Source organism: Curtobacterium sp. Curtsp22 (assembly GCF_059492135.1).
Genome location: NZ_CP168519.1, coordinates 1327705 through 1350652, shown reverse-complemented (window position 1 = coordinate 1350652; position 22948 = coordinate 1327705). Strand labels below are relative to the sequence as shown.

Genomic DNA, 22948 nt, shown 5'->3' with positions numbered 1-22948 from the left:
TGTGGACTGCGTTCCCGAGCAGGCGTCGGGCGGAACCGCGATTCCATGCGCCTGCATCGAAGTTGATGCTAGCCCATTCTGCACGTGTTTGGTTGAAGCGTCAACCAATGTTCATCTCGATGACGCTGGACGGCGTGTCGGACGTGGGTCGTGCCTCCCGGTCGCAACGCCGTCGAGGAGGCGACGGACGCGCGCCACGAGCGCCTCGATCGCCGGTCCCACGTCGTCCGCCGTGGCGCGCAGCAGCCACCAGCCGGCGTCCTTCAGGTGTTCACCCCGCGTGATGTCCTTGCGGAACGTGCGATCGTCGGTGCGGTGGAGGTCGCTCTCGTACTCGATCGCGACACGGGCGTCCGGGTAGGCGAGATCGACGCACGCGATCCACCGACCGTCCACCACCACGTCGTGGTTCAGGGCGGGTTGCGGCAGACCGCGCCGGGTGAGGGCGAGTCGGAGCCGGGTCTCGCCGGGCGAACGTGACCCTGGGCGCATCTCGGCGAGGGCTGCTCGGACGCGACGGATGCCCCTCGCCCCGCGGTAGCGACGAGCTGCGGCGACCAGTTCGGCGTGGTCGCACCAGCCGAGCCAGCCGATGATCGCGTCGCCGACCACGACGAGTTCGTCGCGGCTCAGGAGGGTCGCGAGCGCGACGAACGTGTCGGCCGGGTGGGTCAGTGCTGCGGTGCCCGAGTGGACCACCCGGAGTCTGCCGCGGCGAGCGCGGTGCCCGATCGTCCCACGGACGCGGAGCGCCTGGTCCGTCCCGATCGTCGTCACGTGGACGCGAGGATCGCGCTCGAGCCGGCGCGGGAGCGGGAAGCCGAGGATCGCTGCGGCGGTCGTGTGGCTGAACGCCTGGTCCGGGCGCAGGCGCGGCTGCACCGCTCGTGCGCGCTCGTCGTGCGTCTGCGGACCGGTCCAGGCGTGGATGCCGTGGAACGGGCGGAGGAACGCTCGTGATCGGAGTCGGCCGACGCTGACGCCGCGGTGCAGGGCTTCGCGCACGCGGAACGGCCGGCCGCGGAGGGCCATCGGGAAGGTCGCGTCGACGTGCATGCGGCCAGCGTGGCCGCCGGCGGCACCGTGCAAGTGGCGCCCGCCCTGATCTGTGGACGGCTGGTGCAAGCGACCGCCTGTGGACGGATGGCCGGCTCGAGGCGGCTCGGGAGGAGCGGCGCGAGCGGGCGGAACCGGCGCGGTCCCAGCGTGGTCCCGTGGGTATTCCGCCCGCTCGCGCATCCCCGCCGCCCGCGCATCCCCTCCCGCTCGCGCACCCCCTCCCGCTCGCGCGCCCCCGCCCCGCGCGCGCCGCGCGCCGCAGCGCGCCCCCGCACCCAGGTACTCGCACGGCCCCTCACGGCGCGGGGAAGCCCGCTAGCGTCGGGAGCATGGAATTCAGGTACCTGGGCAACTCCGGACTCAAGATCTCCGAGATCACCTACGGCAACTGGCTGACGCACGGCTCGCAGGTCGAGAACGACGTCGCCACCCAGTGCGTGCGGGCAGCGCTCGACGCCGGCATCACCACGTTCGACACCGCGGACACGTACGCCAACACCGCCGCCGAGACCGTCCTCGGCGAGGCACTGCAGGCCGAGCGCCGCCAGTCGCTGGAGATCTTCACGAAGGTCTACTGGCCGACCGGGCCGAAGGGGCACAACGACGTCGGCCTCAGCCGCAAGCACATCATGGAGTCGATCGACGGGTCGCTCGAGCGGCTGCAGACCGACTACGTCGACCTCTACCAGGCGCACCGGTACGACCACGAGACCCCCCTCGAGGAGACGATGCAGGCCTTCGCCGACGTCGTCCGCCAGGGCAAGGCGCTGTACATCGGCGTCAGCGAGTGGAACGCCGAGCAGATCCGCGCCGGTGCCGCGCTCGCGAAGGAGCTCGGCTTCCAGCTCATCTCGAACCAGCCGCAGTACTCGATGCTGTGGCGCGTCATCGAGGGCGAGGTCGTCCCCGCGTCGAAGCAGCTCGGCCTCAGCCAGATCGTCTGGTCGCCGATCGCCCAGGGCGTGCTCACCGGCAAGTACAAGCCCGGTCAGCCCCTCCCCGAGGGCTCCCGCGCCACCGACGAGAAGGGCGGCGCCGACATGATCAAGCGGTTCATGCGCGACGAGGTCCTCGAGGCCGTCCAGCGCCTCCAGCCCGTGGCCGACCAGGCCGGCCTGACCCTCGCGCAGCTCGCCATCGCGTGGACGCTCCAGAACGAGAACGTCGCGAGTGCGATCGTCGGCGCGTCCCGTCCGGAGCAGGTCACCGACAACGTCAAGGCCGCGGGCGTGCGCCTGGACGCCGACGCCCTCGCGGCGCTCGACGCAGCCCTGGGGGACATCCCGGAGCGCGACGCGTCGAAGACCGTCAGCCCGGAGTCGCGCCCCGCGTAGACGCGACCAGCCCCGACCTGGAGGCGCGGTGCCAGCTGGCACCGCGCCTCCAGTCCGTCGTGGAGGCGCGTCCACCGCGACCCGCATGTGAACAGCGGGTGTCGCGAAACTGGCAGAACCATCCGTAAGTCTGTACCCCACCCAAACCGCCTCGAGAAGCCCCCCGAATCGGGGGCATGACCCGAACCGATACCCCCGTTGTGGTGCCATCCGCAACCGGCGCGGTACCCGTCCCTCCGCGCGCGGCCGTCGCGCGCCTGGTGGTGCTCGCGCGGCAACTCGTCTCCTTCGGCAGCATCGGCGCCGTCTGCTTCGTCATCGACCTCGGCGTCTACAACCTCCTCCGCGCGACCGTGATGCCCGACCGGCCGATCGCCGCGAAGATCGTCTCCGCCGTCGTCTCCACGGCCGTGGCCTGGATCGGCAACCGGTTCATCACGTTCCGGGCCGAGCGGCAGACCGGCCGCCGCGAGACCCTCCGCGAGGGGCTCCTGTTCGCGGTCACGAACCTCATCGGGCTCGGCATCGCCGCAGCGTGCCTGTTCGTCTCGCACTACGTCCTCGGTTTCACCTCCACCCTCGCCGACAACGTCGCCGGCAACGGGGTGGGTCTCGTGCTCGGCACCGCGTTCCGGTTCGCCGCGTACAAGGCCCTCGTCTTCCGTTCCACCGACGCTCACGCGAAGGAGCTCGCCGAATGACCATCTCCGCCACGCTGTGGACGGCCGCAGGGCCGCTGCTCCAGCCGAACGAGGGGACGGCTCCGTCGAGCGTCCCGAACCGCGGCACGACCGACGTCCCGACAGGAGGCTCGGGTCAGCTCCCGCAGGCCGCCTGGTCGGTCGGCGAGTGGGTCGGGTACTCGGCCCTCATCGCGATCTCCGTGCTGCTCACGATCATCGCGCTCACCACGCTGTGGTGGATGCTGCACGCCTGGCGCTCGCGCGACGCGCTCAAGTCCACGAGCTTCAGCCAGACGCCGCGCCCGGCGGCGCACCGGTTCACGCTGCTGGTCCCCGGCCGCCACGAGCAGGACGTCATGGGGGAGACGCTCGACATGCTCGCGAAGCAGGACCACCCGGACTTCGAGATCATCGCGATCGTCGGCGAGGACGACCCCGAGACGGACGCCGTCGTGCGTGCCGCCGCGGCCCGGCACCCCGAACTCATCAAGGTGGTCGTCGACGACACCGCGCCGAAGAACAAGCCGAAGGCGATGAACCTCGCGCTCCAGTACGCGACGGGCGACATCGTCGGCGTGTTCGACGCGGAGGACGAGGTCTACCCGCGGCTGCTCTCCCTGGTCGACTCGCGCTTCCAGGAGACCGACGCCGACGTCGTGCAGGGCGGCGTGCAGCTGATGAACTTCAAGTCGAGCTGGTGGTCGCTCCGGAACGTGCTCGAGTACTACTTCTGGTTCCGCTCGCGCCTGCACTTCCACGCCGGGTCGAAGTTCATCCCGCTCGGCGGCAACACCGTCTTCGTGACGAAGGAACGCCTGGACTGGTCGAACGGCTGGGACGCGCACTGCCTCGCCGAGGACTGCGAGCTCGGCGTCCGACTGTCCGCCGACGGCGCCAAGGTCGTCGTCGCCTACAGCCCCGAGGCCGTCACCCGCGAGGAGACCCCGCCCACCTTCGCCTCCCTGCTCAAGCAGCGGACCCGGTGGAACCAGGGCTTCCTGCAGGTGCTCGGCAAGGGGGAGTGGAAGAAGCTCCCGTCGTTCCGCCAGCGGTTCTTCGCCCGCTACATGCTGACGATGCCGTTCATCCAGGCGGCCACGGGGCTGCTCATCCCGCTCAGCGTCCTGATGATCCTGTTCGTCAAGGTGCCGACGGCGATCGCCCTCGTGTCGTTCGTGCCCGTCGCCCCGACGCTCATGCTGCTCGCCGTCGAGGTCGTCGGCCTCAACGAGTTCGGTCGGCTCTACAAGGAGAAGGTCCGGATCCGCGACTACGTGAAGCTCGTGCTCGGCCTCGTGCCGTACCAGATCTTCCTCGCCGCGGCGGCGGTCCGGGCCGTGGTCCGGCACGCCAAGGGGCAGAACGGGTGGGAGAAGACCGAGCACACCGGGCAGCACCGAACGGCCGGGCAGTCGGCCGAGGTCGTCGGCTTCGCGAACGCCGTGACCACCGACCGGGCGGACGACCGCTCGGACGACCGTGAACTCGTCGCGTCGACCACCGGAGGGACCCGATGACCGCCAGCATCACCGACACCACCGGCATCCCGATCCGAGGAGCCGTCGCCCGCCAGCGCTCCGGCGTCGGCGCCTGGTTCCGCCGGCACGCCGCGAGCCTCGGCTGGCTCCTCCCCGTCCTCGCCGTGACCGTCGTCGTGCAGTCGTGGAACATGTCCGGCACGCCGCAGCGGATCGACGACGAGGGAACGTACACCGCGCAGGCGTGGGCGATCACGCACCTCGGCGAGATCACCCACTACACGTACTGGTACGACCACCCGCCGCTGGGCTGGATCCAGATCGCCGGGTACACCTCGCTGACCGGGGCGTTCGCGCGCTACCCGTTCGCCGTCGAGGCCGGGCGCGAGGCGATGGTGTTCTTCGCCGCCGTGTCGAGCATCCTGCTGTTCGTCCTCGCCCGTCGACTCGGTGCCGGCCGTGCCACCGCGGCGGTCGCCGGCCTCGTGTTCGCGCTGTCGCCCCTGGCCCTGCAGTACCACCGCACGGTCTACATCGACAACGTCGCGACGCCGTGGCTCCTCGCCGCGTTCGTCCTGGTGCTCAGCCGTCGCCAGCAGCTCGCCGGCTTCGCGGGTGCCGCTGCGTGCCTCGGCATCGCGGTGCTCTCGAAGGAGACGTACCTGCTCGCCCTGCCGTTCCTCATCTGGATCGCGGTGCGCCGGGCCGACCGGAGCACCCGCCGGTACACGCTCAGCGTCGCCGGGGCCGTGCTCGCCGTGATCGGTGGCGGGTACCTGCTGCTCGCCGCGGTGAAGGGCGAGCTCCTGCCCGGCACCGGTCGGGTCAGCCTCTTCGAGGGCATCACCTACCAGCTCGGTTCCCGGGCGGCCAGCGGATCGGTCTTCGACGCGGGGAGCCTCGCGAACGAAGCCGCCGCGCAGTGGTGGGCGCTCGACCCGGTGTTCATCGTGCTCGGCTCGGCCGCAGCGTTCGTCGGGCTGTTCCTCCGCCGGGTACGCCCGATCGCGGCGATGCTCGTGTTCCTGCTGCTCATGATGTTCCGCCCGAACGGGTACCTGCCCGTGCCGTACGTGATCATGCTCATCCCGTTCGCCGCGCTCCTCGTCGCCTACACCGCCGAACGTGCCGTCCTCGCCGTGCTCGGCCGCTTGCGCGGGACCTCGGGGACCGATGCGCGGGCCGTCGTCCGCCGGGGCCTCGGCACCACGTGGGCGGTCGTGACGTCCGCGGCACTCCTCGTCGCACTCCCGCTCTGGGGGACGCAGCTGCGCGGGTTCGTGCTCGGCAACCTCGACCTGCCGATGCAGCAGGCCGAGCAGTGGGTCGGTGACAACGTCCCGAAGTCCTCGCGGCTGCTCGTGGACGACGCCATGTGGGTCGACCTCGTGCAGGACGGCTTCGCCCGGAACAACGTCATCTGGTACTACAAGCTCGACACCGACGCTGCGGTCGAACGCCAGTCGCCGAACGGCTGGAAGGACTCGGACTACGTCGTCACGACGGACTCCATGCGCACCGGCGGCAACTCGTCGTCGGACATCCGCCAGGCGATCGAGAACTCGACGACCGTCGCCGCGTTCGGCACCGGGAACCAGCGGGTCGACGTCCGACGCATCCACGCCGAGGGGTCGACGGCCGCCGAGGCCGCCATCACCCGCGCGACCGACCTCCGGAAGACGATGGGGACCGAGCTCGCCTCGAACCCGGCGCTCTTCGCCGACGAGGGCACGAAGTCGCAGTTCCGCGCCGGGCAGGTGGACTCGCGGGCGATGATCGCGCTCGGGCAGGTCCTCGCCGACGGGTTCGTCCAGGTCGACCGGTTCACGCCGGTGTCCGGCGAGGCCGGGCAGCCCTTCCGCCGGGTCGTCCTGCACGCCCCGGGGAACGCCGAGGCGTCCCGCGTCGAGGCCACCCTCGACGCCATGGCCAGCGGGTTCCGACCCGACTCGGTCGAGCGGGACGGGTCGCGCCTGACCGTCGTCTACGCCCCCGCCGACCCGACCACGACCGCGACGAGCGCCTCGTGACCGCCGCCGCACCCACCCACCAGACCCGAACCACGACCAGAAGGAGCACCACCATGCCCGCACCTCGTCGCACCCTCCTCGTCGGCGCCCTCGCCACGAGCCTCGTCGCCGCAGCCGTCGGCCTCGCGCCGCAAACAGCGACCGCCGCCACACCCGCCGCCACCTCGAGCGACCAGGGCTGGCTCCGCGTCGGCCACCTCTCCCCGGACACGAAGGGCGTCGACGTCGAGCTGTCGAGCCTGGCCGGCGGCAAGACGGTCTTCGAGCTCGACGACGTCACCTACGGCCAGGTCAGCCCGTACCAGGAGCTCCCGGTCGGCACCTACGTCCTGTCGATGCGCGCCGCCGACGCCCCCGACTCGACCCCGGTGATCTCCACCGACGTCACGGTCGACAAGGGCGACGCGAGCACCGTCGTCGCCTACGGCAAGAACTCGCAGCTCAAGACGACCGCGTTCACCGACGACCTCCAGCAGCCCGGCGACGGCAAGGCGAAGCTCCGGCTCGTGCAGGCCGCGACCACCGCGAAGTCGGTCGACGTGAGCACCTCCGAGGGGACCGCCGTCGCCGAGGACGCCGCCTTCGGCACCGCCACGAAGTACGCCACCGTCGACGCCGGCAAGTGGACGCTCGACGTCTCGGGCAGCGGGCAGCGGGGCACGGCGAAGGTCGACCTCGCGGGCAACACCGTCTCGACGCTGTTCGTGCTCGACGACAGCAAGGGCGACCTCACGGTCGTGCCCGTCACGGACGCGGCAGCCACGGCGTCCACGCCGTCCGGCGGGGTGCAGACCGGTGGTGGCGGCGCGGCCGCCGACCCGGTCGAGCAGGCCACCCACGAGCTGATCGCGACGCTCCGCTCGCTGTTCCGCTGACGCCTGAACGGAGGCGCGGATCACCCCAGCGGATCCGCCCGCGTGGTCCGCGCCTCTCCCCACCGGCACGGCCGGTCCGCCGCTGGCGCGTCGGACCGGAACCGGCGGCGTGGGCCCAGTCCCACACCGCACCCAGTCAGGAAGGCAGGCCGCATGACCCGCAGGACCTGGATCCCCGTGACCGCCGCAGCCGCGGTGCTCGTCGCGCTCGGCATCGCGCTCGTCGCGGTGCGCCCGTGGGGCGCCCCGCAGCCGGAGGCCGGAGGTGCGTCGACCCCGACGTCCTCGGCGGCGCCGGACGCAGCGCGCTCGCCGGAGCAGCTGCGGACGGACTTCCTCGACCGGTACGTGCAGGACGGCCGCGTCGTCCGCACCGACCAGGGCGGCGACACCGTCAGCGAGGGGCAGGCCTACGGGCTCCTGATCGCCTACGCGAACGGCGACCGTGATCGCTTCGGCGAGATCTGGACGTGGACGAAGCGGCACCTGCTCACCGACGACCACCTGCTCGCGTGGCGGTGGACGCCCGACGACGGCATCGCCGACGGGCAGTCCGCGAGCGACGCCGACCTCGACGCCGCCAGGGCACTCGTGCTCGCCGGGTCCTCGTGGGACGAGTCCCGGTACACCACGGCGGGGAAGACCATGGCGTCCGCGATCCTCGAGCACGAGACCGCCACGACCGAGCTCGGCACGATCCTGCTGCCCGGGCCGTGGGCCGACTCCGAGCCGTACCGGTACGACGCCTCGTACGCGTCGCCGGCGGCGTACGACGTGCTGGCGAAGGCGACCGGCGACGACCGGTGGGAGGCGCTCGGCTCCGGGTCGCGAGCGGTCACGCGGGCCGTGCTCGCCGGGTCCGACCTGCCGAGTGACTGGTCCCAGGTGCACGCCGACGGCACGGTCGACCCGATGCCTGCGACGGGCGGGGACGACCGGGTGCTGTACGGGTACGACGCCATGCGGCTGCCGCTCCGGTACGCCGAGGCCTGCGCCGCGCAGGACCGGTCCCTGGCCGGGTCGATCGCGCCGACGCTCCGGCGGCAGACGCAGTTGGCGGCACAGCTCGACCTCGGCGGGACGGCCGTGACGGGGGACACGAACGCGCTGGCGTACGTGGCGCGGGCTGCGGCGGAGCAGGCCTCCGGGCAGTCGGCAGCGGCGGCGACGGACCTGCGCCGTGCGGACCGGACGGCTGCGACGACGCCGACGTACTACGGGGACGCGTGGGCGGCGCTCGGCGCGACGATGCTCACGTCCGACGTGCTCGGCGGGTGCGCGACCCGTGCAGGGGGTGCCTCGTGAGCGGGCGGCGGCGGGCCGGTGCGCGCGGGGACGCGCCCGAGACTCGGCGGGGCGGACGAGTTCGCGCTGCCGGAGGCTGCGGTGTGTCCGGCGAGCCGAGACTCGGCGGTGGCGGACCGCGGCGGCGCGGCGTGCTCGTCGGGGCCGTCGTGGCCGGGGTGCTCGTGGTGGGCGGGGTCACCGGCGTCGCGGTCGCGGCCACCAACGGGACCGGAGGACCGACGGTGGCCGGGTCGGCCTCGCCGACCGCCGGATCGTCGGGCACTGCGGCACCCGCGGCCGGCAGCGCGACCGACGGCTTCCAGGACCCGGCAGCCCCCGCCGCCCGGTCCGACGCCACCCCGGTCCGCGTGACCATCCCCGCCATCGGGGTGTCCTCGTCGCTCGAGGACCTCCACCGCGGCGCCGCCGGCGAGCTCGACCCGCCGAAGGACTGGGACAGCGCCGGGTGGTTCAGCGACGGCATCGTCCCGGGTGAGGTCGGCCCCGCCGTCATCGCCGGGCACGTCGACAGCCCCACCGCCGCAGCCGTCTTCTTCCGGCTCGACGAACTGGTCCCCGGTGACGAGGTCCACGTCGCCATGTCCGACGGCTCCACCCGCACCTTCACGGTGGACCGGTCCGAACGGGCGGCGAAGTCGGCGTTCCCCACGAGCGACGTCTACGGCACCGCCCCCACACCCCAGCTGCGCCTCATCACGTGTGACGGCACGTTCGACACGGCCACAGGTCATTACACGGACAATCTGATCGTGTTCGCAGACCTCTCGTCGGACTGACGCAGCGACCGGCCGATATCTTCGATGTCAAGCGCAAGGAGCACCATGAGCACGACACTGGTCATCATCCCGACCTACGACGAGGCGGAGAACGTCCGCCCCATCGTCGAGCGCACCCTGGCGGCCACCGACGCCGACGTGCACGTGCTCGTCGTGGACGACAACTCCCCGGACGGCACCGGCGACATCGCCGACCAGATCGCGCGTGAGACCGACCGGGTGCACGTGATGCACCGCACCGTGAAGGACGGCCTCGGCGGTGCGTACCTCGCCGGGTTCGCCTGGGGCCTCGAGCACGGGTACGACAAGCTCGTCGAGATGGACGCGGACGGCTCCCACCACCCCGAGTACCTGCCCTGGATGATCGAGCTCGCCGACACGAACGACCTCGTCCTCGGGTCGCGCTGGATCAAGGGCGGCGCCGTGGAGAACTGGCCCTGGTACCGCGAGCTCCTCTCCCGCGGCGGCAACCTCTACACGCGCCTCGCCCTCGGCATCGCGGTGCGTGACGCGACCGGCGGGTTCCGGGTGTTCACCTCGCGGGCGTTCGAGCGCATCGACCTCGCCGGCGTCGCCTCGAAGGGCTACTGCTTCCAGGTCGACCTCTGCTGGCGCGCGCTCGAGGCCGGTCTGCGCGTCGTGGAGACCCCGATCACGTTCACCGAGCGGGAGTTCGGTGTCTCGAAGATGAGCGGCAACATCGTCCGGGAGAGCCTCACGCTCGTCACGAAGTGGGGCATCGACCGGCGCATCCGTGAGGCCCGGTCCCTCGTCAAGGACCACCGCCGACTCCCGTCGGTGCGGGCGAACGCGCACGCGGTCGCCGACCACGCGGCATGACGGGCTGCTGACGGGCTTCCTGGAGGAGCGGTGCCGGCTGGCACCGCGCCTCCGGTCCGTCCGTGGTCGCGGCGCGTCCGTGGTCGCGGGGCGTCCGCGTGGCGCGAAAGCGACTCCGTGCGGATCCGTCCGCCGTCCGTGGCGGCACAGCGACAGGTTCCCGGACGACGACGGCGGGTGTCTGTCGCTTTCGCGGAGGCGCCCGTCGAGGGGCGAGGCAGGCCCGGCGAGGAGTGCGGGCGGGCAGACGAACGGCCCGCGGCGGGGTCGCCACGGGCCGTTCGGTTCGCGCTGGTCGGCTCCGGGCTGACCAGCTTCGCGCTGGTCAGCGCAGGACGACGACTCCATGCCCGGTGAAGCGGACGCAGTCCGTCGCGACGTCGGCCTCGCCGAAGCGGTAGAGCTCCTCGCCGGTGGCGCCGGGGACGGGCACCTCGGCTGCGTCGTCGAGGAAGTTCACCACGACGTGCACCGGCCGGGCGTCCGGGCCGAGCAACCCGCGCGTGAGCACGAGCCAGCGCCGGTCCTCGCTGCAGCGCACGGCGTTCGCCTCGTACCGCTGGTCGACGAAGGCCTGGTCGGTCCGCCGCAGGGCGACGAGCACGCGGTAGGCCCGGAGGATCGCCGCACCCCGCTCGGAATCGACGTCCGACCAGTCGAGCTTCGAGTTCGTGAACGTCGTGGGGTCCTGCGGGTCCGGCACGGCCGACTCGTCCCAGCCGTGCTCGGCGAACTCCTTGATGCGACCCTCGGCCGTGGCCTTGCCGAGCTCCGGCTCGGGGTGCGACGTGAAGAACTGCCACGGGGTCGAGGCGGCGAACTCCTCGCCCATGAAGAGCATCGGCGTGAACGGGCCGAGCAGCGTCAGGGCCGCCGCGATCACGAGACCCTCGTCACTCACGGTCGCCGCGAGACGGTCGCCCGCGGCACGGTTGCCGATCTGGTCGTGGTTCTGGTTCGCGACGACGAGGGCTGTCGTCGGCGAGGTCCCGCGGTCGATCGGTCTCCCGTGCCGCTTCCCCCGGAACGACGACCACGTGCCGTCGTGGAAGAACCCGTGCTCGAGGACCTTCGCCAGCGCGGAGAGCGGTGCGAAGTCGGCGTAGTAACCGTTCGTCTCACCCGTCAGCGCGACGTGGACCGCGTGGTGGAAGTCGTCCGACCACTGCCCGGCGAGACCGTAGCCCGAGGCCTCCTGCGGGCGGAACATGATCGGGTCGTTGAGGTCGGACTCCGCGATGAGCGAGAGCGGCCGCCCGACGAAGGCGGAGTACGCGTCCGTCTCGGAGGCCATCGCCTGCAGCACGTGCGGGCGGGTGGTGTCCCGCAGGGCGTGCACGGCGTCGAGCCGAAGCCCGTCGACGTGGTGATCGCGGAACCACATCCGGACGTTGTCGAGCACGTACCGACGGACCTCGGGGTGCTCGACGTTCACCGAGTCGCCCCAGGTGTTGCCGAGCCCCTGCAGCAGGTACGGCCCGTACAGCGGCAGGTAGTTGCCGCTCGGCCCGAGGTGGTTGTACACGACGTCCTGGATCACCCCGAGGCCGAGTGCGTGCGCACGGTCGACGAATCGGTCGTACGCGTCCGGGCCGCCGTAGGGAGCGTGCACCGCGAACCAGCCGACGCCGTCGTAGCCCCAGTTCCACTCGCCGTTCACCGCGTTGACGGGCAGGAGCTCGACGAACTCCACGCCGAGCTCGACGAGGTGCTCGAGCTTCGCGGCCGCCGCGTCGAGCGTGCCCTCGGGCGTGTAGGTGCCGACGTGCATCTCGTAGATCACGCCGCCGCGTGCCGGACGCCCGGTCCACGCGTCGTCCGTCCACGAGAACCGTGCGGGGTCGACGACCTCGGACGGGCCGTGCACCCCCTCGGGCTGGAAGCGGCTGCGCGGATCGGGCCGCACCGCGTCGTCGTCGCCGATGCGGAAGCCGTAGCGGGCTCCGACGACGGGGACGATCGCGTCGGTCGTCCACCAGTCGTCGGTGCCGCGGGTCAGCGGGTACTCGGTGCCGTCGACCACGAGGCGCACGCGCTCCGGTGTCGGCGCCCAGACGGCGTAGCGGTCGGGTGCGGTCATGCGTGACCCTCCAGGATGTCGATCTCGGCCTGCGCGTCGGACTCACCGGCAGAGCCGGAGCCGCTGTCGGCGGTCGCCCCGCTGTCGGCGTGGGTCTCCGTGCCGTGGTCCGTCGCCTCGGCCACGTGCGCCGGCACGAGCAGTGCGACGGGGTAGTCGGTGAGCAGTTCGGCGAGGGCGATGCCCCGGCCGGCCGGCACGCTGCGGCCGGTGAGCAGGTCGACGCGGTCCTGGGGCACGGCGTGCACGAGGGTGTCGCCCCATCCGCCGACCCGGTCGAGCCCGATCGGCAGTCGCGTCGCGATCGTGACCGCGCCCCCACGGTCGAACGCGATCACGTGGTCCGCCGCGCTGCCGGTCGCCTCGAGCGCGAGGTACCGCGTGAAGAGCTCCGGGTGGTCGCGCCGCACACGGAGCGCACGACTCGTCACCAGGAGCTTCGCCGCACCGTCGAGCCCGACGGCGGGGAGCTGTTCCGGGCCGTCGTCGTCCGGGCCGTCGAGTTCGGCCAGGACGTGCCGACGCTCGGTGTAGTCCACCGGCCGACGGTTGTCCGGGTCGACGAGCGAGCGGTCCCAGAACTCGGTGCCCTGGTAGACGTCCGGCACTCCGGGCGCGGTGAGCTGCACGAGCTTCTGTCCGAGCCCGTTCGACCACCCGGCGGCGTCGATCCGTTCGTCGAGCGCATCGAGCACGGCGACCACGGCCGGGTCGTCGAACGCGGCGTCGACGAGCGCGTGCATACGGCGTTCGAAGTCCTCGTCCGGAGCCGTCCACGTGGTGCTGTCGCCGGCTTCGCGGGAGGCCTTCTCGGCGTAGGCGTGCAGGCGTTCCCGGCTGGCCGGACGCGCGCCGACGATCGCCTGCCAGAGCAGGTCGGCCAGGACGGCGTCCTCGAGCGGGGCGAGGGACTGCAGGCGTTCGAGCGTCGACGCCCACTCGTGCCCGAGCTCGGCGAGCACGGCGATGCGCGCGCGGGTGTCCTCACTGCGCTTGGTGTCGTGCGTCGTGAGGGTCGTCATCGTGTGCGGCCAGCTGCCGAGCCGGTCGCGCTGCGCCTGGTGGAAGGCACGGACCGACACCGAGAACACGCTCGGGTCGCCGCCGACCTCGCTCAGGGACGTCAGGCGGGAGGTCCGGTAGAACGCGGTGTCCTCGACACCCTTCGCCATCACCATGCCGCTCGTCTGCTGGAGGCGGATCGCCGCGGCGTCCGCGGGGTCGACCAGCGCCGGGGCGATCCGGTCGATGACGTCGTCGAGGTCCGGCCGCGCCGAGGCCGCACGTTCGAGGGCGTCGATGAGGTGGTGCGCGCCCTCGGGCAGGTACGTCCGGTAGACGTCGAACGAGGCGACGATCTCGGCGACCGCGTCGACGATCCGCTCGTGGGGGAGCGGTGCGGACGCAGCACTGCCGGTGCCGGGTCCGAGCAGCCGCGCGAGCCGCTCGACCTCGCTGCCGAGGATGCCGTCCGCGATGCCGCGACGGGTGTCGTGCGTCAGCTGCTGCCAGTCGGTCGGCTCGGCCCCGGACGCCGCGGTCAGCGAGTCCTCGCCGGCGGGGTCGACGAACACCCGGTCGAGCACCCCGAGGGCGTCGTAGCCGGTGGTGCCGTCGACCGGCCAGCTCGCGGGGAGTTCCTCGCCCGGCTCGAGGATCTTCTCGACGAGCGTGTACGCGCCGTCGGTGAGCGCCGCGAGGTCCTGCAGGTAGCCGGCGGGGTCGTACAGCCCGTCGGGGTGGTCGATGCGGAGTCCGTCGACGAGGCCGTCGCGGAACCACGCGCCGATCGTGCCGTGGGAGGCCGCGAAGACCTCGGGTTCCTCGACCCGGATCGCCGCGAGCGTGTTCACCGCGAAGAACCGCCGGTAGTTCAGCTCGTGGTCGGCCCGCTTCCAGTGCACGAACTCGTAGTGCTGCCGGGCGTGGACGTCGGCCACCGAGTCGCCGTCGTGCACCGTGCCCGGGGCGGTCGGGTAGGCCGTGTCGCCCAGGTACAGCCGGCCGTCACGAAGGTCGACCGCGTCGAGCAGCCGGTCGTCGAGCACCGGGACGCGGAGCTTGCCGTCCCCGGCGTCCCAGTCGACGTCGAAGGCCCAGGCGACGGGGGACCCCTGGCCGTGCTCGAGCAGGGACCACCACCACGGGTTCACCTCGGGCGTGGCCACACCGACGTGGTTCGGCACGACGTCCACCAGGACACCGAGGCCGACGGCGTGGGCGGCGTCGGCGAGCGCACGGAGCGCCTCGTCACCGCCGCGCTCGGTGTCGACGTGGCCGTGGTCGACGACGTCGTAGCCGTGCTGGGACCCGGGCTCGGCCTGCAGCACCGGGGAGAGGTAGAGCCAGTCCGCGCCGAGGTCGCGTACGTAGTCGACGACGTCGCGTGCGGCCGACAGGTCGAAGTCCGGCGTGACCTGCAGCCGGTACGTCGAGGTCGGGACGCGCCGGGCGGTCACTGCTGGCCGCCGCTCGTGGCAGAGGGAGCCGTGGCGCCGGCGGGGTTCACCGGTGTGACGGCGTCCTGCGGTGCCGCCGTGGCCGGTCGTGACGAGTCGGTGTCGACCGGGGTCACCGTGACCTCGTGGTCGGGCTCGGCCCGCAGCACGATCATCGAGCGCGCCGGGACGTCGAGCGGCGTGCCGGCGTCGAGGACCTCGTCACGCGCACCCGGTTCCGCGGTGTCGATCCGCACCGTCCAGCCCGGCGAGTACTCCTCGGGGGGCAGCGTGAACGTCACGGTGTCGTCGTGCGCGTTGAAGTACGTGATGAAGGCGACGTCGGTGACACGCTCGCCGCGGGAGTCGCGCCCGCGGATCCCGTTGCCGTTCAGGTACATGCCGACGCTCTTGCCGAAGCCGGAGTCCCAGTCCTCGGGTTCCATGGCGTCGCCGGAGGGCGTGAGCCACACGACGTCCGGCAGCGGCTCGTCCTGCCCGCGGCGGACCGGACGCCCGTTGAAGTACCGCGTGCGGCGGAACGTCGGGTGGTCGTGCCGGAGCTTCACGACGTCGGCCGTGAACTGGATGAGGTCGTCGTCGGCAGCGTCCCAGTCGATCCAGCTCAGCGCGGAGTCCTGGGCGTACACGTTGTTGTTGCCGGACTGCGTGCGCCCGAGCTCGTCACCGTGGGCGATCATCGGGACACCCTGGCTGAGCAGCAGCGTCGCGAGGAAGTTCCGTCGGCGCTGCAGCCGCAGGGCGTTGATCGACTCGTCGTCGGTCGGGCCCTCGGCACCGGAGTTCCACGACCGGTTGTGGCTCTCGCCGTCGTTGTTGTCCTCGCCGTTGGCCTCGTTGTGCTTCTCGTTGTAGGCGACGAGGTCGTACAGCGTGAAGCCGTCGTGCGCCGTGATGAAGTTGATGCTCGCCTTGGGCGTGCGGCCGTCGTGCTCGTAGAGGTCGGCCGAGCCGGAGATCCGCGATGCGAACTCACCGAGGGTGGAGGGCTCTCCCCGCCAGAAGTCGCGGACGGTGTCGCGGTACTTGCCGTTCCACTCGGACCACTGCGGCGGGAAGTTGCCGACCTGGTAGCCACCGGGGCCGACGTCCCACGGCTCGGCGATGAGCTTCACCTGGGACACGATCGGGTCCTGTTGGACCAGTTCGAAGAACGCCGCCAGCCGGTCCACCTCGTAGAACTCACGCGCCAGGGCGGCCGCGAGGTCGAAGCGGAAGCCGTCGACGTGCATCTCGGTGACCCAGTACCGCAGCGAGTCCATGATGAGCTGCAGCGAGTGCGGGTGCCCGACGTTGAGCGAGTTCCCCGTGCCCGTGGTGTCCATGTAGTACCGCTTGTCGTCCTCGACGAGGCGGTAGTAGGCGGCGTTGTCGATCCCGCGGAAGGACAGCGTCGGTCCGAGGTGGTTGCCCTCGGCCGTGTGGTTGTACACCACGTCGAGGACGACCTCGATGCCGGCACGGTGCAGTTCGCGGACCATCGCCTTGAACTCCTGCACCTGCTGTCCGTGGTCGCCCGAGGACGAGTAGTGCGAGTGCGGCGCGAAGAACCCGATCGTGTTGTAGCCCCAGTAGTTCGACAGCCCCTTGTCCTGCAGGGTCGAGTCGTTGACGAACTGGTGCACGGGCATGAGTTCGAGCGTGGTGACGCCGAGTCGCTGCAGGTGCGCGATCACGGCCGGGTGCGCGACACCCGCGTACGTCCCGCGCTGTTCCTCGGGCACGTCGGGGTGCGTCTCGGTGAGGCCCTTGACGTGCGCCTCGTAGATCACCGTCTCGCCGTAGGGGATCCGAGGAGCCCGGTCGCCCTGCCAGTCGAAGAACGGGTTGATGACGACGCCCTTCATCATGTGGGGCGCCGAGTCCTGGTCGTCGGTCGAGTCCGGGTCGCCGAACGTGTACGAGAAGAGCGCCTGGTCCCAGTCGATGTCCCCGCTGGTCGCCTTGGCGTACGGGTCGAGGAGCAGCTTGTTCGCGTTGGCGCGGAGCCCCTTCTCGGGGGCGTACTCGCCGTGCACCCGGAAGCCGTACTGCTGGCCGGGGCCGACGTTCGGAAGGTAGGCGTGCCAGACGTACGCATCGACCTCGACGAGGTCGATGCACTGTTCGTTCCCGTCGTCGTCGAAGAGACAGAGTTCCACGCGTTCGGCGACCTCGCTGAAGAGGGCGAAGTTCGTGCCGCTCCCGTCGTAGGTCGCCCCGAGCGGGTACGGGTTGCCGGGCCAGGTGTGCAAACGGTCCTCCAGGTGTGGGTCCCGCCAACATATCGGCGGGAGCCGACCGCGTCCGCAGACAAGCTCCGGCCGTGGACGGATGCGCGGGCAGCTCGGCCTGTGGAGGAACGGGCGAGTAGCGTCGCGCGCATGGCCAACATCGTCACGCAGATCGCAGAGAAGGTACGCCCCGTCGGCGTGTCCACGAACTACGGGGAGCCGGTCGAGGTCGGCGACCAGACCCTCATCCCGGTGTCCCTCGGCTGGTTCGGCTTCGGTGGGGGCGGGGACGGCGACGACAACGGTGGCGGAGGCGGCGGTGCCGTCTCCATCCCGATCGGCGCCTACGTCCGACGCCCCGGCAAGGACCTCGAGTTCGAGCCGAACCTGATCTCCCTCCTCGCGGTGAGCGTCCCGGTCATCTGGGTGACCGGCACCGTGCTGCGCAAGCTGGTCCGCGTCCTGAAGAAGTGACCCACTGACGGACCTGGAGGCGCGGTGCGGGCCCGCCTCGAGCCTCCAGGACGTCCCGTGGTCGCGATCCGTCACCGGGTCGCGACCACGTCTACAATGGCGGGACACACACGGGAGTCCGGGATCGCCGGGCTGAGAGGGAGCGAGTGGCGCTCCGACCGTCGAACCTGATCCGGATCATGCCGGCGCAGGGAGGAGTCCAGGGCCATGTCCACGAGCACGCACACTGCTGTTCCGTCCACCCCCGTCAGGCGCTCGCTGCGCTGGCGGGTCGTCGACATCGTCGTCGCGAGCGTGCTCGCCGTCGCGATCGGTGTCGTCTTCAAGCTCTGGGAGTTCGGCTACGAGCCGATCAGCGCCGTCGCCGCGCTCGTGCTCCCCGGCACGCAGGCGCTCTTCGGCGGGGTGTGGCTGCTCGCCGGGCCCGTCGTCGCGATCATCGTCCGGAAGCCCGGAGCGGCCCTCTACGCCGAGATGGTGGCTGCCTCGGTCGAGGCGCTCCTCGGCACGCAGTGGGGCTGGCTGACGCTCGAGGCCGGCCTCGTGCAGGGCCTTGGTGCCGAGCTGGTGCTCGCACTCTTCCTGTACCGCGTCTACCGCCTGCCGGTGATCGTGCTCGCCGGTGCCGCGGCCGGGCTGGCGCTCGGGCTGAACGACACGGTGCTGTGGTACCCCGGACTCGACCTGGCGTTCAAGGTCGTCTACGTCGTCTCGGCGATCGTCTCCGGTGCGTTGATCGCGGGCGTCGGCTCGTGGTTCCTCGTCCGAGCGCTCGCCGCGACCGGCGTCCTGTCGTCGTTCGCGGCGGGCCGTGAGCACTCCAGACGCGGTCCTCGCACCGTCGCGTGACCGTGGCAGCCGCGCGGATCACCTTCTCCGACTGGGGCTGGCGGTACGCGGAACGTGACGCCTGGGCTGTCCGGGGCGTCGACCTGACCGTCGAGCCGGGGGAGCGGGTCGCGATCGTCGGTCCCTCGGGCGCCGGCAAGTCGACGCTGCTGCGGGCGGTCGCGGGCGTGCTCCCGGACGAGCCGGACGCCACCGACGACACCGCGGCCTCCGTCCAGGGGTCGGTCCTCGTCGACGGTGCCGAACCGCGCGCGGTCCGCGGGCGCGTCGGCCTCGTCATGCAGGACCCCGAGGCGCACACGGTGATGTCCCGCGTCGGCGACGACGTGGCGTTCGGCTGCGAGAACGCCGGCGTCCCGCGGGACGAGATCTGGCAGCGCGTCCGGTCGGCCCTCGACGTCGTCGGGCTCGACCTGCCGCTCGACCGGTCCACCACGATGCTCTCCGGCGGGCAGCGGCAGCGGTTGGCGCTCGCGGGCGTGCTCGCCATGCGCCCGGGTGTCCTCGTGCTCGACGAGCCCTGCGCGAACCTCGACCCCTCCGGCGTGGTGCAGGTGCACGACGCCGTGCGGGCGCTGCTCGACGAGACCGGGTGCTCGCTGCTCGTCGTCGAGCACCGCATCGGGACCTGGCTGGACCTGGTCGACCGACTCGTGCTGCTGGAGCCGGCCGGGGGTGTCGTCGCGGACGGTGCGCCTGCGGACGTGCTCGCCGAGTACGGTCCGGCGTTGACCGCGGCGGGCGTGTGGGTGCCCGGCTCCGAGCCCGAGCGGGGTTCGGCGCGCCGGGGTACCCGCACGTCGCCGCTAGCGGGCGGGATGCACGGGGCCGACCACGGGGGACCGGACGGAATCCGCCCGCTCGGCGCCGCGGGACCGCGAGCGGGCGAAATGCACGGCACGGTCCGCGGGGGACCGGACGGAATCCGCCCGCTCGGCGATCGGGACCCGGTGCTGCTCGCGGCGCGGGGGCTCGGGACCGCCCGGGGCAGGCGGCAGCCGGTCGGGAGCGGGATCGACCTCGACGTCCGAGCCGGACGGGTCCTCGCGGTCACGGGGCCGAACGGCATCGGCAAGTCGACGCTCGGCCTCACGCTCGCAGGGCTCCTGCGCCCCGCAGCGGGGTCCCTCCGCGCGGGCACGGCACTCGCCGACGGCATCGGTGACGCCCCCGCCGCGTGGACGAGCAGGCAGCTGGCCGGTCGGATCGGCACGGTCTTCCAGGACCCCGAGCACCAGTTCGTCGCCCGCACCGTGCGTGAGGAGCTGGCCGTCGGCCCCCGGGCCCTCGGAGCGGCGGACGTCGATGCCCGGGTCGACGAGCTCCTCGACGCGTTCGGCCTCGCGCACCTCGCCGACGCCAACCCCTTCACGCTGTCCGGCGGCGAGCAGCGGCGGTTGGCGATCGGGACGGTCATCGCCTCCCGGCCGCCCGTCGTCGTGCTCGACGAGCCGACCTCCGGTCAGGACCGGGCGACCTGGCAGGCCGTGGTGGACCGGCTCGGCGAACTCGCCGACTCCGGCACCGCGATCGTCGCCGTGACGCATGACCGTGACCTCGTCCGCGCGCTCGACGCGGACGAGATCGTGCTCGGGGCGACAGGGGCGACGGGGGCGACAGGGGCGACGGGGGCGACAGGGGCGACGGGGGCGAGCACCCTCGGGCCGGTCGCCGACCTGCGCGACCCGGCCACGGAGGTGCAACCGTGACCGCGCACCAGGCCGCGGCCGGTCTGCCCGGACGAGCCGCGCCTCCTGGACCACCCGACGGCACCACGCGTGCACGCGGCGTCCGCGGCGTCCAGCCGGTGGCCTCGCTGCTGGGCGTCCTCGCGCTCGGCGTGTGCCTGGTGCTCAGCCTCGACGTCGTGTCCGCGGCGGTCGCGCTCGGTCTCGAACTCCTGCTCCTGCCGCTCCTGCGGATCCCGCCCCGCACCCTGCTGCTGCGGACCTCGCCGGTCCTGGTCGCGGTGCCGCTGACCGCGCTGAGCATCGCGTTGTACGGGCGGCCGTCCGGTCGGTCCTGGTTCGACCTCGGGTTCGCGCACGTCACCGACGGGTCGCTCGCACTCGCGCTCGCGACGGCGCTCCGTGTCCTGGCGATCGGGCTGCCGGCGGTGGCGTTGTTCGTGCGGGTGGACCCGACCGACCTCGCGGACGGGCTCGCGCAGCTCCTGCGGCTGCCGGCACGGTTCGTGCTCGGGGCGCTCGCGGCGATTCGGATGATGACGCTCCTCGGGGACGACTGGCGACAGCTCGGCATGGCTCGCCGGGCCCGCGGCGTCGCGGACACCGGACGGCTGCGGCGCGGCGCGTCGATGGCGTTCGCGCTGCTCGTGCTGGCGCTGCGGCGGGCGACGACGTTGGCGGTGGCGATGGAGTCGCGGGGGTTCGGCGCTCCCGGGCGGCGGACGTGGGCGCGGAGTGTGCGGTTCGCGGGGCCGGAGTGGGCGATGGTCGGCGTGCTCGTCGGGATCGGTGTCGTGTCGATCGCGGTGGCCGTGGGTGCGGGGACGTGGCGTGCCTGAGGTGGAACGTGACGTGGGTGGCGCGCGCGGCGCGAGTGGTGCGTCGGGGCGGCCCGTCGGCCGGCTTCCGGGCCCCGGGGACTCGCTCGTCGAGGGACTCGCCGCCGCGGCCGCCGGGGTCGCGACCGCCTCCGGCACGCGCCTCGTCGTGCTCGTCGACGGCAGGTCGGGCACGGGCAAGACGACGCTCGGCGACTCCCTGGCGGAGCGGCTCGGCGCGCAGGTCGTCCACCTCGACGACGTCTACCCGGGATGGGACGGGTTGCGGGCCGCCGCGGAGGCCGTGGTGACCGACGTCCTCGGGGAACGCTCCGGCTACCGACGGTGGGACTGGGCGACCTCGGGCCCGGCGGAGTGGGCCGCCGTCGACCCCGGGCGGCCGATCGTGGTCGAGGGGTGCGGTGCGCTGTCCCGGAGCTCGGCGCCGCTCGCGTCGTTGCGGGTGTGGCTCGAGGCCGACGACGACACCCGGTGGGAGCGGGCGATCGGGCGTGACGGCGAGTCCTTCGCGCGGGAGTGGGACCGGTGGGCGGCGCAGGAGGCGGCGTTCATCGCTGCCGAGCGGCCGGCGGAGCTGGCGGACGTGGTGCTGCGGACGTAGGGCGCTCCGCGTGCGGGCGCTGCCCCCGCCGGGCCGCCGCCACCGGGTCCACCGCGAACACTGCGGCGACGATCGAGAGCACCGCGTACACCCCGAGGTACCCGCACAGGATCCACGGCGAGCCCCCACCGAGCTCGACGAACACGGCCGCGAGCAACGGCGTGAGCCCCACCGAGAAGATCGACCCGATCTGGTACCCGAGCGACATCCCCGAGTAGCGCCGACCGGTCGGGAACTGCTCCGCGAACCACGCCGCCTGGGGCCCGTAGATGCTGTCGTGGAACACGCACATCCCGATCAGCGCCACGAGCGGCATCAACACGAGCGGCCCCGCGTCGAGGAACGCGAAGAACGGCCAGATGAGCACCGCGATCCCCACCGCCGACCAGATCGTCAGCACCCGTCGGCCGACCCGGTCGGACAGCCAGCCCCAGAACGGCGTCGACACGAGCGACACCGCGGAGATGACGAGCACGGCCTGGAGCCCGGCCGAAGCGCCGGAAGGGCCCCGCACCGACCCGAGGTACGTCAGTGAGTACGTCGTCAGGATCGAGTACAGCGCCGGCTGCACGAGCCGCAGCCCCGCGGTGACGAGGATCGCCCGCGGGTGCCGCCGGATCGCCTGCCACACCGGGAACCGCTCGATGTCCCCGGAGGCGCGCAGCTCCTGGAAGACCGGCGCGTCCTGCACGCCGAGCCGGATGACGAGCCCGACGGCCACGATCACCGCCGAGAACAGGAACGGCAGCCGCCAGCCCCACGCCAGGAACGCCTCGGTGCCGAGCAGCCCCCGGACGAGCGTGAAGACACCGGTCGCGAGGAGCATCCCGCCCGCGGAGCCCATCTGCGTGAACGCCCCGAACAGTCCGCGGTGCCGCTCGGGTGCGTGCTCGACGGACAGCAGCGCCGACCCACCCCACTCGGCGCCGGCCGCGACACCCTGCAGCAGCCGCAGGACCACGAGCGCGACGACGGCACCGACGCCGATCGTCGCGGCCGAGGGGATCACCCCGATCAGCGTCGACGCGATCCCCATCAGCACGAGCGACGCGACGAGCAGCTTCTTCCGCCCGATCCGGTCGCCGAGGTGGCCGGCGATGATCCCGCCGAGCGGGCGGGCGACGAACCCGACACCGTAGGTCGCGAACGACGCGATGACGCCGACCGCGGGGGTCACGGAGGGGAAGAACGTGGGCGCGAACACGAGCGCGGACGCGGTCGCGTACAGGTAGAAGTCGTAGTACTCCACGGTCGTCCCGACGAAGGACGCCAGGGCGACGCGACGGCGTGTCGCGGTGGTCGACGGTGCGGTGGAACGGACTGGAGGCGCGGCTGCGGTGGTCGAGTTCGGCACCCTCAGGA

The 22948-nt window shown here is 72.3% G+C and carries 18 protein-coding genes and 1 riboswitch; of the genes, 13 read left to right on the top strand and 5 right to left on the bottom strand.

Annotated elements, in window-relative coordinates:
* Positions 1–111 precede the first annotated feature (111 nt).
* Positions 112–1056: a putative endonuclease domain-containing protein gene (locus tag ACEN8D_RS06370; RefSeq protein ID WP_413400178.1), complete on the bottom strand. Its 945-nt coding sequence runs from the start codon at positions 1054–1056 to the stop codon at positions 112–114.
* A gap of 332 nt (positions 1057–1388) precedes the next feature.
* On the opposite strand from ACEN8D_RS06370, the gene ACEN8D_RS06365 reads away from it, so the two are divergent.
* The 8 genes from ACEN8D_RS06365 to ACEN8D_RS06330 all read left to right on the top strand — a co-directional run bounded on the left by ACEN8D_RS06365 (position 1389) and on the right by ACEN8D_RS06330 (position 10383).
* The gene (locus ACEN8D_RS06365; RefSeq protein ID WP_413461384.1) at positions 1389–2393 is read left to right on the top strand and encodes an aldo/keto reductase family protein; all 1005 of its coding nucleotides are present in this window, start codon (positions 1389–1391) and stop codon (positions 2391–2393) included.
* Between the two features lie 203 nt (positions 2394–2596).
* The gene (locus ACEN8D_RS06360) at positions 2597–3094 is read left to right on the top strand and encodes a GtrA family protein (protein ID WP_413399313.1); all 498 of its coding nucleotides are present in this window, start codon (positions 2597–2599) and stop codon (positions 3092–3094) included.
* Positions 3091–4593: a glycosyltransferase gene (locus ACEN8D_RS06355; protein WP_071295931.1), complete on the top strand. Its 1503-nt coding sequence runs from the start codon at positions 3091–3093 to the stop codon at positions 4591–4593. The genes ACEN8D_RS06360 and ACEN8D_RS06355 overlap by 4 nt, the downstream gene beginning before the upstream one ends.
* Complete coding sequence (locus ACEN8D_RS06350; RefSeq protein WP_413399314.1) at positions 4590–6584, top strand: ArnT family glycosyltransferase; 1995 nt, start codon at positions 4590–4592, stop codon at positions 6582–6584. Before ACEN8D_RS06355 ends, ACEN8D_RS06350 begins: the two co-directional genes overlap by 4 nt.
* Before the next feature lie 53 nt (positions 6585–6637).
* Entirely contained in the window at positions 6638–7459 is an 822-nt protein-coding gene (locus ACEN8D_RS06345; RefSeq protein ID WP_413399315.1) for a DUF4397 domain-containing protein, read from the top strand.
* 153 nt (positions 7460–7612) lie between these two features.
* Complete coding sequence (locus ACEN8D_RS06340) at positions 7613–8764, top strand: family 8 glycosyl hydrolase (RefSeq protein WP_071302937.1); 1152 nt, start codon at positions 7613–7615, stop codon at positions 8762–8764.
* 83 nt (positions 8765–8847) lie between these two features.
* Positions 8848–9543, top strand: a complete 696-nt coding sequence (locus ACEN8D_RS06335; protein ID WP_071302936.1) for a class F sortase — start codon at positions 8848–8850, stop codon at positions 9541–9543.
* 45 nt (positions 9544–9588) lie between these two features.
* Positions 9589–10383: a polyprenol monophosphomannose synthase gene (locus ACEN8D_RS06330; RefSeq protein WP_071295927.1), complete on the top strand. Its 795-nt coding sequence runs from the start codon at positions 9589–9591 to the stop codon at positions 10381–10383.
* Positions 10384–10708: 325 nt separating this feature from the next.
* On the opposite strand, the gene treZ is transcribed toward ACEN8D_RS06330, so the two are convergent.
* Genes treZ through glgX form a run of 3 tightly spaced genes read right to left on the bottom strand, consistent with a single transcriptional unit; the run spans position 10709 to position 17156 of the window.
* Entirely contained in the window at positions 10709–12463 is a 1755-nt protein-coding gene (gene treZ / locus ACEN8D_RS06325) for a malto-oligosyltrehalose trehalohydrolase (protein ID WP_413399006.1), read from the bottom strand.
* Entirely contained in the window at positions 12460–14922 is a 2463-nt protein-coding gene (gene treY, locus ACEN8D_RS06320) for a malto-oligosyltrehalose synthase (protein ID WP_413399005.1), read from the bottom strand. Before treY ends, treZ begins: the two co-directional genes overlap by 4 nt.
* Positions 14919–17156, bottom strand: coding sequence for a glycogen debranching protein GlgX (gene glgX, locus ACEN8D_RS06315; protein WP_070416625.1), 2238 nt, complete (start codon positions 17154–17156; stop codon positions 14919–14921). The genes treY and glgX overlap by 4 nt, the downstream gene beginning before the upstream one ends.
* Positions 17157–17285: 129 nt before the next feature.
* On the opposite strand from glgX, the gene ACEN8D_RS06310 reads away from it, so the two are divergent.
* From ACEN8D_RS06310 to ACEN8D_RS06290, 5 genes are all read left to right on the top strand, one after another.
* Positions 17286–17609: a hypothetical protein gene (locus ACEN8D_RS06310; RefSeq protein ID WP_070416624.1), complete on the top strand. Its 324-nt coding sequence runs from the start codon at positions 17286–17288 to the stop codon at positions 17607–17609.
* 101 nt (positions 17610–17710) lie between these two features.
* Positions 17711–17820: riboswitch (TPP riboswitch) on the top strand.
* Positions 17817–18458 (top strand): ECF transporter S component, encoded by a 642-nt coding sequence (locus ACEN8D_RS06305; RefSeq protein ID WP_413399678.1) that lies wholly within the window; start codon positions 17817–17819, stop codon positions 18456–18458. Its footprint overlaps the riboswitch before it by 4 nt.
* Complete coding sequence (locus ACEN8D_RS06300; protein WP_495601201.1) at positions 18455–20167, top strand: ABC transporter ATP-binding protein; 1713 nt, start codon at positions 18455–18457, stop codon at positions 20165–20167. Before ACEN8D_RS06305 ends, ACEN8D_RS06300 begins: the two co-directional genes overlap by 4 nt.
* The gene (locus ACEN8D_RS06295) at positions 20164–20985 is read left to right on the top strand and encodes an energy-coupling factor transporter transmembrane component T family protein (protein WP_413400375.1); all 822 of its coding nucleotides are present in this window, start codon (positions 20164–20166) and stop codon (positions 20983–20985) included. Before ACEN8D_RS06300 ends, ACEN8D_RS06295 begins: the two co-directional genes overlap by 4 nt.
* Before the next feature lie 13 nt (positions 20986–20998).
* The gene (locus tag ACEN8D_RS06290) at positions 20999–21586 is read left to right on the top strand and encodes an AAA family ATPase (RefSeq protein ID WP_495601200.1); all 588 of its coding nucleotides are present in this window, start codon (positions 20999–21001) and stop codon (positions 21584–21586) included.
* Here the strand turns inward: ACEN8D_RS06290 and ACEN8D_RS06285 are convergent.
* Positions 21534–22940 (bottom strand): MFS transporter, encoded by a 1407-nt coding sequence (locus tag ACEN8D_RS06285; RefSeq protein WP_413461377.1) that lies wholly within the window; start codon positions 22938–22940, stop codon positions 21534–21536. The genes ACEN8D_RS06290 and ACEN8D_RS06285 overlap by 53 nt on opposite strands.
* Between the last annotated feature and the right edge of the window lie 8 nt (positions 22941–22948).

Excerpts from the sequence above, each read along its gene's own strand:
- ACEN8D_RS06365 (WP_413461384.1), top strand. The coding sequence starts at position 1,389 with ATGGAATTCAGGTACCTGGGCAACTCCGGACTCAAGATCTCCGAGATC.
- ACEN8D_RS06355 (WP_071295931.1), top strand. The coding sequence starts at position 3,091 with ATGACCATCTCCGCCACGCTGTGGACGGCCGCAGGGCCGCTGCTCCAG.
- ACEN8D_RS06310 (WP_070416624.1), top strand. The coding sequence starts at position 17,286 with ATGGCCAACATCGTCACGCAGATCGCAGAGAAGGTACGCCCCGTCGGC.
- ACEN8D_RS06370 (WP_413400178.1), bottom strand. The coding sequence starts at position 1,056 with ATGCACGTCGACGCGACCTTCCCGATGGCCCTCCGCGGCCGGCCGTTC.
- ACEN8D_RS06305 (WP_413399678.1), top strand. The coding sequence starts at position 17,817 with ATGTCCACGAGCACGCACACTGCTGTTCCGTCCACCCCCGTCAGGCGC.
- treZ (WP_413399006.1), bottom strand. The coding sequence starts at position 12,463 with ATGACCGCACCCGACCGCTACGCCGTCTGGGCGCCGACACCGGAGCGC.
- ACEN8D_RS06330 (WP_071295927.1), top strand. The coding sequence starts at position 9,589 with ATGAGCACGACACTGGTCATCATCCCGACCTACGACGAGGCGGAGAAC.
- ACEN8D_RS06345 (WP_413399315.1), top strand. The coding sequence starts at position 6,638 with ATGCCCGCACCTCGTCGCACCCTCCTCGTCGGCGCCCTCGCCACGAGC.
- ACEN8D_RS06350 (WP_413399314.1), top strand. The coding sequence starts at position 4,590 with ATGACCGCCAGCATCACCGACACCACCGGCATCCCGATCCGAGGAGCC.
- ACEN8D_RS06340 (WP_071302937.1), top strand. The coding sequence starts at position 7,613 with ATGACCCGCAGGACCTGGATCCCCGTGACCGCCGCAGCCGCGGTGCTC.